Below are 12,928 nucleotides of genomic sequence, written 5' to 3' on the forward strand. Positions count from 1 at the left end.
TAATTGATTAGATAGCTGCTGTCGCTTGGGTTAACCAAGCGAGGTCATCACCATCCATCAATGGTGATAACTTAGCAAATACTTGCTGGTGGTATTGATTAAACCAATCCACTTCCATTTGCGTCAGTAGTGATTTATCAATTAAACGCTTATCCATAGGAATAAAAGTTAAAGCTTCAAATTCAAGCATTTCACGCTCAATACCCTGTAATTGCTCACATGGACGCACTGCAACTAGGTTCTCAAGACGAATACCAAATGCATCTGCGCGGTAATAACCTGGCTCATTTGATAACACCATTCCGGGTTTTAAGGCGACATTATTGCTGTTTTTAGCAATGCGCTGTGGGCCTTCATGGACACTTAAAAAGTGACCTACACCATGGCCTGTACCATGGTCATAATCGTAACCATATTGCCATAAATATTGACGTGCAAAACTATCAAGCTGTTGACCAGAAGTACCAACAGGGAATTTAGCTTGATCAACCGCAATATGACCTTTTAATACTAAGGTCACCATTTTACGCTGTTCATCAGTCACATCACCGATAGCAATGGTACGAGTTACATCAGTTGTGCCATCAAGATATTGTGCGCCAGAGTCGACTAAGTAAATGCTATCCATGGTTAGCATGGCAGGCGTACCATTGTTATGGTTGTAATGACACATTGCCGCGTTTGCACCCGCCGCAGAAATGGTATCAAAACTTGGCTCTTGATATTGCGCATCTTGCAGACGGAAGCTTTCTAGCTTTTCAGCTAATTGCGCTTCATCGTATAAACGATTAGCGGCAACTTCAGCATCTAACCACGCTAAGAATCGGCTAACGGCGACACCATCACGAATATGGCAAGCACGCATGCCATTAAGCTCAGCGGTATTTTTTTGTGCTTTAGGGAGGGCAACAGGATCCATACCGTCAATTAAAATTGCACCAGCATTTTGTGCGGTGAGTTGCGACCATGCATTACAGCTATTGGCATCTGCTAATAATTTCTGCTCGCTAAGCGCAATAAGATGTGAAGCTAACTCTGCTTCTGCTGCAAAGGTTACATTGGCTCCAACATGTTGTTCAATATCAGTAGGAAGTTTATTTAAGTCGGTAAATAAGGTCATTTCACCTTGGCTATTGAGCAGCGCAGAGCCAAGCACAACCGGTAAACATGGAATATCGCTACCACGGATGTTAAGTAACCAACAAATTGAATCTAGTGCTGAAATTAGTGCTACGTTAGCGCCTTCTTTAGCAATCAACTGACCAATTTCGGTACGTTTTTCTGCGCTGCTTTTACCCGCACTAGTATTGCTAAATAATTTAATGGCATCAGTTGGTGCGAGAGGGCGGTCATGCCAGTTTGCATCAATTGGGTTGTGCTCTAATACAACTAATTCCATACCCGCTTTGTGTAATAGTTTTTGAGCCTGATTAAACCAAGCAAGCGTATGCACTTTTGCGTCAACGCCGATACGTGCACCTTGCGGAAGTTGGTCGATTAACCACTCTATTTGCGGTGTGTCGGTAAGACTTTCATAGCTAAATAGTTCACTGCTTACCTGTTGACGTACTTGTACGGTATAACGGCCATCAACAAATATTGCGGCTGTTTGTTTTAATACAATTGCCAACCCCGCTGACCCCGTGAACCCCGTCGCCCACAGTAGACGCTCATTACAGGCGGGGACATATTCACCTAAATATTCATCGGCGCGCGGAATAATAAAAGCATCTATATTTGCTTTAGCCATATCAAGGCGAACAGCATCAAGTCGCTGCGCAATAAGTTGAGACATAGTTAACTCCATCTAAAAAAGCGATGTGCAATCGAAACCATTTGATTGCGAAATATGAGTTCGATTATCGCAATCATTAACGGCTATTTACAATAGCCTATTAATGTATATTGTATGCAATAAGCTATCTCTATCATTATAACAACATCAAGGATCCTACAATGACAATAGGTGTGGGTGGCTCAACTGCTGCCATTGAATTAGCTAAATTACAAGATATGACCACGGATATTCAGCCAGTAGCAGCGGCAGAATATCAACAGCGTATAGTGAAAGCACAGCAATTAATGCAAGCTCAAGGCATTGCAGTCTTATACCTTAATGCGGGTACAAATTTATATTATTTTACAGGAACTCAGTGGTACGCAAGCGAGCGTATGGTAGGGGCTATTTTGCCTGCGGTCGGTGATATTGAGTATATTGCGCCCGCTTTTGAATTGGATACGCTTGAAGGTTTTATGACCATTAAAGGTCATGTTAATACTTGGCATGAAGATGAGAGTCCATATCAATTATTTGTCGATTGCTTACAAAGATTAGGTATTACGCAGGGACAGATTGCAATTGATGAATCAACCGCGTTCTTTGTGGTAGATGGTATTGCTAAGTTAGCACCGCAATATCAATACATTAATAGCAAGTCAGTTACTGCGGTGTGTCGGATGATTAAATCTGCACATGAGTTGGCGTTAATTCAGCGAGCAATGGATATGACACTAGTGGTGCATCAAGCCGCCGCGGGTATTTTATACGAAGGTATTACCACTGCAGAGGTGGAAGCTTTCATTGATGCTGCCCATAAAAAAGTGGGCGCAGCCGCAGGTTCATATTTTTGTATTGTGCTATTTGGCGAAGACAGTGCTTATCCTCATGGCGTCAAATCACCTAAAGCGCTTGCCGCTAATGATATTGTGCTGATTGATACGGGATGTAAGCTACAAGGCTATAATTCAGATATTACCCGCACTTATGTATTTGGTGAGCCTAATGTCCGTCAACGTCAGTTATGGCAATTAGAACAACAAGCACAATTAGCCGGATTTAAAGCGGCGCAGTTAGGCGTAGCTTGCGGCAGTGTTGATGTGGCTGCTCGTAGTGTATTGGAGCTGGCTGGTTTTGGCCCAGATTATAAGGTGCCGGGTTTACCACATAGAACTGGACATGGAATTGGCTTAGATATTCATGAGTGGCCATATTTAGTCAAGAGTGACATGACTCAGTTAGCCGCAGGCATGTGTTTTAGTAATGAACCTATGTTGTGCGTACCGGGTGAATTTGGTGTACGGCATGAGGATCATTTTTATATGACCGCCGATGGTGCGCGTTGGTTTACTCAGCCAGCCTATAGCATTGATGATCCATTTGCTGTGACGGTAAAATAATACAAAATATCCAAATAAAAACGCTAACCGATGGGGTTAGCGTTTTATTAGTTAGCGATTACATCTTGAAGTTAGCCGAGATGTAATAGAAACGGCCAATATTGTCATATGCACCTTCACCATCACCATTGCCTGTCGCCATTAGTGGTAAGTCACGGTCAAAGACATTATCGACACCTAAACCAAGGGTTAAACCATTATCAAAGTTGTAGGTACCAAATAAATCCGTAGTTGCATACGAACCATAACTCATAATATTAGAGTATGGTTTGTCATATTGTGATTTAGTCGTGTCGCTATAGAGCTCTACACCATCAGTGTAGGTTGTTTTCCAGTTAAATTGCCAATCTTCGATCTTATAGGTTAATTGCAACTGCCCTTGCCATTGAGGTGAACCAATTAAGCCATCATAATCGCGGTAATCAGAGTTATCTTCTTGGAATGGATAAGATCTTTCTTTAATTAAGTACGTTGCTAATAGGTTAGTTTTTAAATCACCTGAACCCACTTCGATATCGTAAGTTAATTGGAAATCAACGCCTTCAGTTTCTGATTTAGCCAGGTTTTGTGGGAGAACTTGAATATTGGTGATTTCACTGACTTCAGTACCATCGGCTGGATTGCTGGTGGTCGCACGAGTGATCAGTTTACAGTATTCGTTATCAATACCTGTCTTTGAGTCAATACAGCGGTTAATGATGGTTTGTGCTGAAATAGCTGAAATAACATCAGTAATTTCTATGCGCCAGTAATCAACGGTTAACGCTAAATTATCAATAAAGCTTGGTTGATATACAAAACCTGCTGTAAATGAATCAGAGGTTTCCGCATCAAGGTTGTCATTACCACCAGAAACACCCGGTAATCGAGAACTGTCATAATCACTATCAAAGTCAGCTGCAACACCTAGAGCTGCACAGTTGGCTGCGCGAATCGCCCGAGCTTCTGGCGCCAATTTATCGAGCTCACTGACTTTGCATGAGTCTTTGGCTGAGTAGAAGTTACCTGATTGAGCACTGTAAAGTTCGTTGATATTAGGTGCGCGAATCGCAGTGGTTAAGGTGGAGCGAATACGTAAATCATCAAATATTGCCCAGTCTAAACCGACTTTCCAACTCGTGGCATCGCCAATTGATGAGTAATCGGCATAACGCACCGCACCATCAACAGTTAACATTTGAATACCGGGTAAATCCGCTAAAACAGGTACCGACACTTCGGCAAAGACCTCTTTAACGTTAAATTTGCCCGATTCACTTAATAGGGTATTAAAGAAAGTGTCGCCAGTGGCAATAAAAGGATCTTCTTCAGTTTCACTGGCTTCGCGGCGGTATTCAATACCCGTTGCAACCCCAACATAACCTGCTGGTAGTTCCCATAGTGCAGAGTTGGCTAATGATACACCCGCTACAAATTGATCAATCGTTGAAGTACCGACCGTCGTGGTTGATATATAGTCGCGTGCTGCGGCTGATACACTGCCGTTACCAAATAGATTAGTGGCTACACAACCATTAGCTCTTGCTTCTTCATCACGACAAACAATATTACCGTCAGCATCGAATACTGCATCTACCGAGTTTTTGAAATTAGAGTAGATAAGGTTGTTATAGTTAGTGCGTTTATGCTCAGTTTCACCATAAAGGGTATAGGCATCTAAATCCCAGCCATCGCCAACTTCGCCTTTAATGCCTAATACATAACGTTGCGTCGTACGTTTATCATCTTCGATACGAGGACCCATATCCGTCATAAAGCGGTTAATGGTGATACTGTCTTCACCCGCAGCATCCATTGCGTTTGCGACTTCTTGTGATAAGAAAGCATTATCACGTGAGATCGTTGTGATCGGGTTGAAGAAGAAGAACGCGGGTTGACCTGATGTGGTGGCATTGGTCACAGAGTATTTAGCTTCACCGTAAGCCGTTAATTCATCAGTAACGTCATAACTTAATTTAAAGTTTGCCGTGGTGCGATCAAATTCAGGCTGTAACTCTTCCCATTGCTTTAGATTGATATAGTCACATTCACCTGCGCAGTAAGAGCCGTCAAATTTATCGCCTTTGTTAACTTCACGCATACTGCCATCAGGATTGAAGGTATAGTATTTATCCCCAATCATGGTCGTACCGCCGTTACTAATGCGATAATGGCCGCCATTAGGGACGTGTTCATAGACGGTATCCCCATCTGGGTTGGCAAATCGTACCCATGAAGTACCTGCGCGATCCCGCTCAGTCATACCAAGTCTTGCTTGCTGAGCGTGCTCAACCGAAACGGCTACGTTACCGCGATCTTCCGCAAAGTTAGTACCGTAAGAGACTGAGAGTTTTTGATTGTTGTAGCCACTGTCTTCAGCCCAACCGGTATTAACTTGAGCATTAAAGCCTTCAATGCGCTCTTTAAGCTTAAAGTTAACTACACCAGTTACCGCATCTGCACCATAAATTGCCGATGCGCCACCAGTAATGATTTCAACGCTATCAATCCATTCTGTTGGAATACTATTGATATCAACAGCTGCTGATCCCGGTACAGAAGAGACATGGCGCTTACCATCAACGAGGACTAAGGTTCTATTGGTGCCCATTCCACGTAGGTTTAGAATATTAAGACCCGCGGTGCCAATATGGGTACCTGAATTACCTAAAGTATCGGTACTGGCGAGTTGTGGGAGTTCGTTAAGGACTTCTGCAATGTTAATCGCACCCGTGTTGAGCAAGTCTTCACCTGTTATAACCGTTACCGGTGTTGGTGCAATCGCACCTTCACGAATAATTCGGCTACCAGTGACTTCTATTCGTTCTATGTTTTGATCTTCTTCTGCCATGGCAGAGGTCGTTGTGGCATAACCACTCACTCCGAAGGCAACTATAAGGGAGGTTTTTACTGCCCGAGAGATACTGCTTTCCCGCATCATTCATCATTCCTTCATATCGTTTATTAGTATTATTTTTGGTGTAGCCAAATGATACTAATGTTGCGCAAAATAACTGACAATGCGTATTTTTTATACGATAAAGTAAGGGGGTGTTTACATATTAATCTATAAGGTTGATTTATAAACAAAAAAGTATGTAGAAATGTGTTTAAATCGTCTTGCTACAATTTGTATCATGATGATTAATAAAGATAAATTACATATTCATAAATTAGCATTTAACTTTTGTCGTTTATTATGAACAATAAAAAGCCCTGCATTGCAGGGCTTGGTTGATTCGGTATTGTGATTGGTATTATTGACCAATACTGATTAATTCCACATCAAAAATAAGGGTTGAACCGGGTTTAATTTTTCCTGCAGAGCGGTTGCCGTAAGCTAATGCGCTTGGAATATAAAAGCGGACTTTTTCACCTGGAACCATGAGTTGTACACCTTCAGTCCAGCCTTTAATCACTTGATTTAAGCCGAAAGTAATTGGCTGGCCACGTTCAACTGAGCTATCGAAAACCGTGCCATCAAGTAGCTTTCCTGTGTAATGAACAGTCACTTTATCTGTAGCGCTTGGATGTTGTGTGCCCGTACCTTGCTCAAGTACTTTATATTGCAGGCCTGTTGCTGTGGTGTGTACACCTGCTTCAGCTTTATTTTGTGCTAAGAATTGTTCGCCAATTTTGATGTTTTCAGCTGCAACCTTGCTACTGTTAAAAGTAGTGTAGGCATAAAAAATTACACAGGCGATAACAACAACAGCAAGTAATACTTTCATTAATGACTAACCTTATAATATGAGAGAATAAAATTGATTAAGCCATTGACTGGGTAAGAGTCAATAACCATTGTGGCTCAAGTATAAACACAAAAGCGATAATATTGATTATTGCCGCTAGCCAAAATATTACTCTAAAACTGAGTTTTTGTCTTTTATGGGCAAACCAGTGACGACCAATAATTGCCCCAGGCCAACCACCTATTAATGCTAATAATTGCAAGGTTTTTTCTTTGGTTCGCCAACGACCCTTTTTAGCCGCATTTTTGTCTACGCCATAGGCAATAAAAGTGATGCCGCTGCAAGCAAGATAGTAAAGCGCGAAATTAGGCTTAGATAATGCCAATATCCTGCAGTGATCAAACCAATTAACCAGACTAATGCCAATATAATCTGCAGCAGCAATTTACGTTGATAAGCATGATGTTGTTTATATTTAGCGGCATCGACCGCCCATATTTGCTGCCCTTTACTGATGCAAACAAATTGGATTTTACTGCCTATTTGGAGGGGCTTTGATGGATTGTTGAGTTCGCGCTGATTGATATAAATATCGTTTTTATATGCTTGATGACGAATAAAACCAAAACCCTTAGCTTGGTCCCAACTGACAACTTTACCTTGTAATACTTTCACTTAAACAGCTTTGGTTATGATTTTAATGGCTATCATAAGGTTATTTAGCCAAAATGCGCCACAATTTTTCCATGGGTCCTTGTTTAAAAAAGTAAAGGTAGCTCATGGCAAATAGACACTGCAACACACTGCCGATAATAAAATAAAGTAGATAATCAATACGATTAAATTCATATACCCAGTGCGGGTAAATATATCTAAACAGTAATACGCCGACGATGGATTGCAGTAAGTAGCAAGTCAGTGCCATTTTGCCCACCGCTTGTAGTGGTTTGAGTTTATTGGCGCGATTTCGGCACAGTTTGACGATGAAGTGGATATAAAGCAGTGCCATTGGGATAGCGCTGATGGTGCTGAGTAAATAGCTAAAGCGGCCAGTAGGATAGATGTGTAGGTAGAGCATATGAATCGCTATCAGTATTAAACTGGCGAGTAGAGCTTGATTAAATATGGTTTTATTTAATCCTTGGCTAAATACACCCTGTTTATACAAGTAAACACCTAACAGCATAAGGCCGGCGCTTAACCAGAGTAAACACAGTGTAGGGTAAAGATATTGGTTAATGTGACAAATAGCTGGTAAAGAATGATGTTGCCAATACTACTTTGAAAAATGCCAATTTGTTCTGCAAATAGTTCCGAGCCGCGATGACTTATCGGTTCAGTGGGGATGAAAGAGATAATAAATAAGCCGATTAGACCAACACTTATAAAAATCTTACTCCACTTTAATAGGCTAGTTTGATCGTTATTGATATAACGCATCACAAAAATACCTGCGATGGCATAGGTCAGCAAAATGTCTCCATACCAAATGATGACACTATGAAAAATACCAAAAATCATCAAAATGATCAGTCTTGATTTAACTTTTAGCAATGGACTTTCGAGTTCATCATATTTTTGCAGTTGTATATAAAGCCCGACACCAAACAACATACAAAACAAACTAATAAATCGACTTTCGATAAAACTGACTTTAATTAAGCCTATGATGCGATCAGAGAATGGAGCAAAAGAGGAAGCGACATAATGCTCAAATATACCTGCATACGCATATACATTAATGAACAATATTCCCAACATGGCTAACCCTCGAATAGCATCAATATTATAATTTCGTGATGATATTGTTGTTGGTTGCACCATGATGGTTGAGTACTCCCTAATAATATGACTTTATTGTTTAACTCTATGCCTTTAATAGGGTTAAAGCCAGTAAGTGAAAAATCAATAATCTTATGGTAAGAATATTTGCTAATAAATACTGATGTTTTTGTTACTTTAACCGTATAATCCGAGCAATTTTTTATCTTTTGTTATGATGGTAAGGGTTAACTTTTGAATTACTTTTGGACTTATCTAAAAGGTATGGCTATGGGCGCTGCGGATGTTGTTCCCGGTGTGTCTGGCGGTACTATTGCATTTATTACCGGTATTTTAGATACCTTACTCGACAGTATTCGTCGTATCAGACCGTCGCTTATCACTATAATAAAAGAGCAGGGCATTAAGGCGGCTTTTATTCATATTAATGGCCCATTTTTAGTGCCATTATTTGCCGGCATTTTAACTAGCATTATTACACTGGCTAAGCTTATTTCTTGGTTATTAGTGACTCATCCTATTCCAGTATGGTCATTTTTCTTTGGCTTAATCTTAATTTCAGTGGTGCATATGCTAAAGCAGGTGAATCGCTTTAGTATTGCCAAGTTAGCGCTTTTTGCCATTGGCGTGGTGATTGCTTGGGGGATCACTATGTTGAATCCTATTGCACTAGAGCCTAGTTATATCAATATATTCTTTGGCGGTGCGATTGCAATTTGTGCCATGATCTTACCGGGTATATCAGGCAGTTTTATTCTATTACTACTGGGTTTATACACCTTTGTACTTGGTGCCGTTAAGAGTTTAGATTTGGCTGTGATGGCAACCTTTGCTTTGGGTTGTATGGCAGGTATTTTGAGTTTTAGTCATGTGTTATCCGCGTTACTGCGCAAATATCATGATGCGACCATTTTGTTTTTAACCGGCTTAATGCTAGGCACGCTAGGTAAAATTTGGCCGTGGAAACAAGTGATCTCATGGCGTACTAATTCAGCCGGTGAACAAGTACCATTAGCTGAGCATAATCTATCACCTTGGCAGTTTGAGCATGTGATGCAACAACCCGCTCATATGGCTTGGGCTATTGCAGCAATGCTAGCGGGTATCTTGCTGGTTTGGGGATTAGAGAAATTTGCAAAAACCAGACTTAATGAAGAATAACCACTTCAAATAGCAAAAAGCCCCAGTTTGGGGCTTTTTTGTTGGCGATTAACAGCGTATTGAGTTCAATACTATTAGTGTTGCATGGTTATACAATTTGCTCTATCAGCCACTGGCTTAATTCTGCTAACTCTTGCTGCTGTTGCGGATGCTTTAAACTTAAATGGGCTATCACTTCTGCCACGGCTTGTGGTTGATAAGCACAATTGACTAATTCATTGGCTAACGCTTCAAATGGTGTCGGGTTTAGGCTGTCAGTAAATACTTGGCAACGCTCAATTTTGCCTTTGATAATATCAAGGTGTATCTCTATTCCACCCCAGCTAAAACGCTCATCTAAGGTATGCATAAACTCTGGTGTTGAGCCAAAGTTCCATTGCCAGCTTTGCTGTTCAGCAAATTTTTGTTCAAAGTTGGGTAAATCCGGTAGTGATTCTGGCGAAATGAACTCAATCTCGACTTGCTCGCCATAATGCTTAAAAAAGGCATTCATAATGGCATAACATACTTGCTGGTGGTCAATGTCTGGTTTGATTAAATTTAAGTTTGTCACCCTTGAACGGACTGAATCGATCCCTTTTGCAGCCAGTTTTTTCGGGTCTGGATTTAAATAATCAGCTAAGCGCGATAAATTAGCGCTTAACAGTAAAGTGCCATGGTGAAAACCGCGGTCTTTGGTTTCTCGATAAGCAGAGCCTGAAAATTTACGTTCGCCTTCACCATCTTCTACCACTAAGTCATTGCGACCCGTCGCTTTTCCCTCAATACCCAGTGATGTTAATGCATCTAATACGATTTGGGTCGAAATGGTCTTATCGTATTCGGGTTTGCCCGCCATAAAGGTGAAATTGGTATTACCCAAATCATGGAATACCGCACCGCCACCGGTTTGTCTGCGGGCAAGTGTTACCGCATCATCTGCCATTTTTTGAGTATTACATTCTTTCCACGGATTCTGGCCACGACCAATCACGACAGTATCAAAATTACGCCACAGGAATAGCACTCGTTGCTCAGTGCCCATCGCTCTAAAAATAGTATCTTCTACTGCTAGGTTGAAATGGGGATTGGTTGATTCTGATAGCAACACACGTATTTGTGACATTTGATGATCTTCGATTGGGAATAATGCCTGCAAATGTACTCGAAGCTAGGAGATAGGTAAAGAGACTACAACATTTTACTGATGTTAAATAAAATAATAAAAAAAGTTGTACAAAATTAAATTTGTTGTATAAGTTTTATATAAGACTTAATGAATGAATTCATTTTTTATTATTTTTCATTCTAGCTAACTAAGTGGTGGTGCTTAAGATGTTGACCATAAATGAATCTGAAAATGAATCGATAAAAATTGGTATAAGTGCATGTCTATTAGGTGAAAAAGTGAGATTTGATGGCGGTCATAAGAACTCTAAATATTGTCAGCAGCAACTGACTAATTTTTTTGATTTTGTGCCAGTATGCCCTGAAGTTGCGATTGGATTAGGGACACCAAGAGCAAGTATTAGGCTTGTACAAGAGCAGCATCGAATTTTTGTTCGTACCGGTGATGAGCAACATGATTATACCGGGCAACTGCAAGCATTCAGTGAAGCAAAAGTGTCACAGCTGCAGCAATTAAGTGGCTATATTTTATGTGCTAAGTCTCCTACTTGTGGAATGGAGCGGGTAACGGTATATAAATCAGGTACCAATCAAGGCAGCAAGATTGGTATTGGCATTTTTGCACAAGAATTAATGAAACAATATCCGTTATTGCCCGTTGAAGAGGAAGGTCGCCTTAATGATTTGGTGATTAAAGAAAACTTCTTTACTCGGGTATATGCTTATCATGATTTTAGCACCATGCAGCAGTCTGGATTGACCATACAAAAATTAGTGCAATTTCATTCTCGTTATAAATATTTACTGATGGCCCATCATCCGGTGTCATATCGTCAATTAGGGCAATTGGTAGCGGATAGAGAGCAAGCTATTGCTGATAACGGTAACCAATATTTTACTGGATTTATGGCGGCGTTAAAGCGCAAAGCGAGCCGAAAAAATCATACGTCGACCTTACAACACATTCAGGGATATTTTAAAAAGTATCTAACGCCCCAACAAAAAGCTGAATTAACGGAAGCTGTACTTAAATATCATCAAGGCCTGCAACCTTTATTGGTGCCTATTACCTTGATTAATCATTATTTAAAAGAATATCCCAATGCTTATATTGAACAGCAAGTTTATTTAAATCCTCACCCTGAAAGTTTGAGGTTACGTTATGCCTACTGATAACAAACAAGCTTTATATCCAATCCGCGATGTTGCTCAAATTACAGGTGTTAATCCGGTAACACTAAGAGCTTGGCAACGTAGATATGCCTTGTTGTGCCACAACGTACGGCAAAAGGGCATCGTTTATATAGCCAAGCTGATATCGATAATATTAGGCAAATTACTACTTGGTTAGATAAAGGTATTGCCATTAGTAAAGTGAAACCACTTTTATCGAATGAAGCAGAGGTTACAACGAATATACAAGCTGAAACAGGGTCGTTTTGGCAACAGCAAATTACGGCATTAAATCAATCATTATTCAGCTTAAACAGTCAGAAGTTACAGCAGCAATTGAGTCAGCTTGAGCAAGAGTACCCGTATCGGATCCGGCAGCAGTCTTTGTACCGGCCTTGGTTTAGTCAACTAAGTCAAAGTTTAGCTCAACAATTAGATGGCCAAGTGCTAGGGCAATGGCTAACACAAGAGCTGTTTTTACGTCTAGGTCAGCGCCGTTTTAACGCGCAATTTAAGCGTCAAGCCTGTATTGGTATTTGGGATGATGACCCGATATGCCAATGGCAAAGTTTAATTTATGCCATTGAGTTGACGATACTGGGGGTTAAAGTGCAGTTGTTTAGCGATATCAATTCGACTCAATTACAGCTGTTACTCAATCGAACTGAGATTGCTCATCTACTCGTTGTTGCGGGTTCATATGAGCAGGCTTTAGCGCAGTTAGCACATTTATCATCTCAACTTGAATGTCAGTATTTTTATATTGGCGAGGGGCCATCATCACCCGCAATGGTTGTCATTGAAGAGTTGGCGACACTTGTTGATACCTTGCCTAAAGGCATTAAGGCTAAATAACA

The 12,928-nt window shown here is 40.7% G+C and carries 11 protein-coding genes and 1 pseudogene; 4 read left to right on the forward strand and 8 right to left on the reverse strand.

What is annotated here, in order from left to right; translation table 11 throughout:
* Positions 1-7 precede the first annotated feature (7 nt).
* A complete protein-coding gene (locus JCM15074_RS01140; RefSeq protein WP_025819461.1) occupies positions 8-1,795 on the reverse strand; it encodes an aminopeptidase P family protein in 1,788 nt (595 codons plus the stop codon).
* 161 nt (positions 1,796-1,956) lie between these two features.
* On the opposite strand from JCM15074_RS01140, the gene JCM15074_RS01145 reads away from it, so the two are divergent.
* On the forward strand, positions 1,957-3,177 hold the full coding sequence (locus JCM15074_RS01145) for a M24 family metallopeptidase (RefSeq protein ID WP_025819462.1): 1,221 nt from the start codon (positions 1,957-1,959) through the stop codon (positions 3,175-3,177).
* Positions 3,178-3,235: 58 nt separating this feature from the next.
* On the opposite strand, the gene JCM15074_RS01150 is transcribed toward JCM15074_RS01145, so the two are convergent.
* From JCM15074_RS01150 to JCM15074_RS23355, 6 genes are all read right to left on the reverse strand, one after another.
* Positions 3,236-6,097, reverse strand: a complete 2,862-nt coding sequence (locus JCM15074_RS01150; protein WP_025819463.1) for a TonB-dependent receptor domain-containing protein — start codon at positions 6,095-6,097, stop codon at positions 3,236-3,238.
* 316 nt (positions 6,098-6,413) lie between these two features.
* Positions 6,414-6,887, reverse strand: a complete 474-nt coding sequence (bamJ, locus tag JCM15074_RS01160) for a BamJ family beta-barrel-assembly machinery protein (RefSeq protein ID WP_025819464.1) — start codon at positions 6,885-6,887, stop codon at positions 6,414-6,416.
* Positions 6,888-6,924: 37 nt separating this feature from the next.
* Positions 6,925-7,233 carry a DUF1294 domain-containing protein gene (locus JCM15074_RS01165; RefSeq protein WP_025819465.1) on the reverse strand — a complete coding sequence of 103 codons (309 nt, stop codon included), beginning with the start codon at positions 7,231-7,233 and terminating at the stop codon, positions 6,925-6,927.
* The gene (locus tag JCM15074_RS24645) at positions 7,158-7,523 is read right to left on the reverse strand and encodes a cold shock domain-containing protein (protein ID WP_025819466.1); all 366 of its coding nucleotides are present in this window, start codon (positions 7,521-7,523) and stop codon (positions 7,158-7,160) included. The genes JCM15074_RS01165 and JCM15074_RS24645 overlap by 76 nt, the downstream gene beginning before the upstream one ends.
* 40 nt (positions 7,524-7,563) lie before the next feature.
* Positions 7,564-8,016, reverse strand: coding sequence for a DUF418 domain-containing protein (locus JCM15074_RS23350; RefSeq protein ID WP_159105267.1), 453 nt, complete (start codon positions 8,014-8,016; stop codon positions 7,564-7,566).
* 29 nt (positions 8,017-8,045) lie between these two features.
* Positions 8,046-8,672: a DUF418 domain-containing protein gene (locus JCM15074_RS23355; RefSeq protein ID WP_051536789.1), complete on the reverse strand. Its 627-nt coding sequence runs from the start codon at positions 8,670-8,672 to the stop codon at positions 8,046-8,048.
* A 192-nt stretch (positions 8,673-8,864) separates the two neighbouring features.
* On the opposite strand from JCM15074_RS23355, the gene JCM15074_RS01180 reads away from it, so the two are divergent.
* Complete coding sequence (locus JCM15074_RS01180) at positions 8,865-9,791, forward strand: polyprenyl-phosphate transporter (RefSeq protein ID WP_025819467.1); 927 nt, start codon at positions 8,865-8,867, stop codon at positions 9,789-9,791.
* An 88-nt stretch (positions 9,792-9,879) separates the two neighbouring features.
* On the opposite strand, the gene lplA is transcribed toward JCM15074_RS01180, so the two are convergent.
* Positions 9,880-10,896, reverse strand: a complete 1,017-nt coding sequence (gene lplA, locus JCM15074_RS01185; RefSeq protein ID WP_025819468.1) for a lipoate--protein ligase — start codon at positions 10,894-10,896, stop codon at positions 9,880-9,882.
* A gap of 209 nt (positions 10,897-11,105) precedes the next feature.
* Here lplA and JCM15074_RS01190 point away from each other — a divergent pair, with 209 nt between their 5' ends.
* Positions 11,106-12,071, forward strand: coding sequence for a YbgA family protein (locus tag JCM15074_RS01190; protein ID WP_037468801.1), 966 nt, complete (start codon positions 11,106-11,108; stop codon positions 12,069-12,071).
* Positions 12,061-12,926: pseudogene (locus JCM15074_RS23360) on the forward strand (MerR family transcriptional regulator). Before JCM15074_RS01190 ends, JCM15074_RS23360 begins: the two are co-directional and overlap by 11 nt.
* The last annotated feature ends 2 nt before the right edge of the window (positions 12,927-12,928 follow it).

The organism is Shewanella marina JCM 15074 (assembly GCF_000614975.1).
GTDB lineage: Bacteria > Pseudomonadota > Gammaproteobacteria > Enterobacterales > Shewanellaceae > Shewanella > Shewanella marina.

Bases quoted from the DNA above. Each gene is read 5' to 3' on its own strand.
- JCM15074_RS01190 (WP_037468801.1), top strand. From the start codon at position 11,106: ATGTTGACCATAAATGAATCTGAAAATGAATCGATAAAAATTGGTATA.
- lplA (WP_025819468.1), bottom strand. From the start codon at position 10,896: ATGTCACAAATACGTGTGTTGCTATCAGAATCAACCAATCCCCATTTC.
- JCM15074_RS23355 (WP_051536789.1), bottom strand. From the start codon at position 8,672: ATGGTGCAACCAACAACAATATCATCACGAAATTATAATATTGATGCT.
- JCM15074_RS01145 (WP_025819462.1), top strand. From the start codon at position 1,957: ATGACAATAGGTGTGGGTGGCTCAACTGCTGCCATTGAATTAGCTAAA.
- JCM15074_RS01140 (WP_025819461.1), bottom strand. From the start codon at position 1,795: ATGTCTCAACTTATTGCGCAGCGACTTGATGCTGTTCGCCTTGATATG.
- bamJ (WP_025819464.1), bottom strand. From the start codon at position 6,887: ATGAAAGTATTACTTGCTGTTGTTGTTATCGCCTGTGTAATTTTTTAT.
- JCM15074_RS01150 (WP_025819463.1), bottom strand. From the start codon at position 6,097: ATGATGCGGGAAAGCAGTATCTCTCGGGCAGTAAAAACCTCCCTTATA.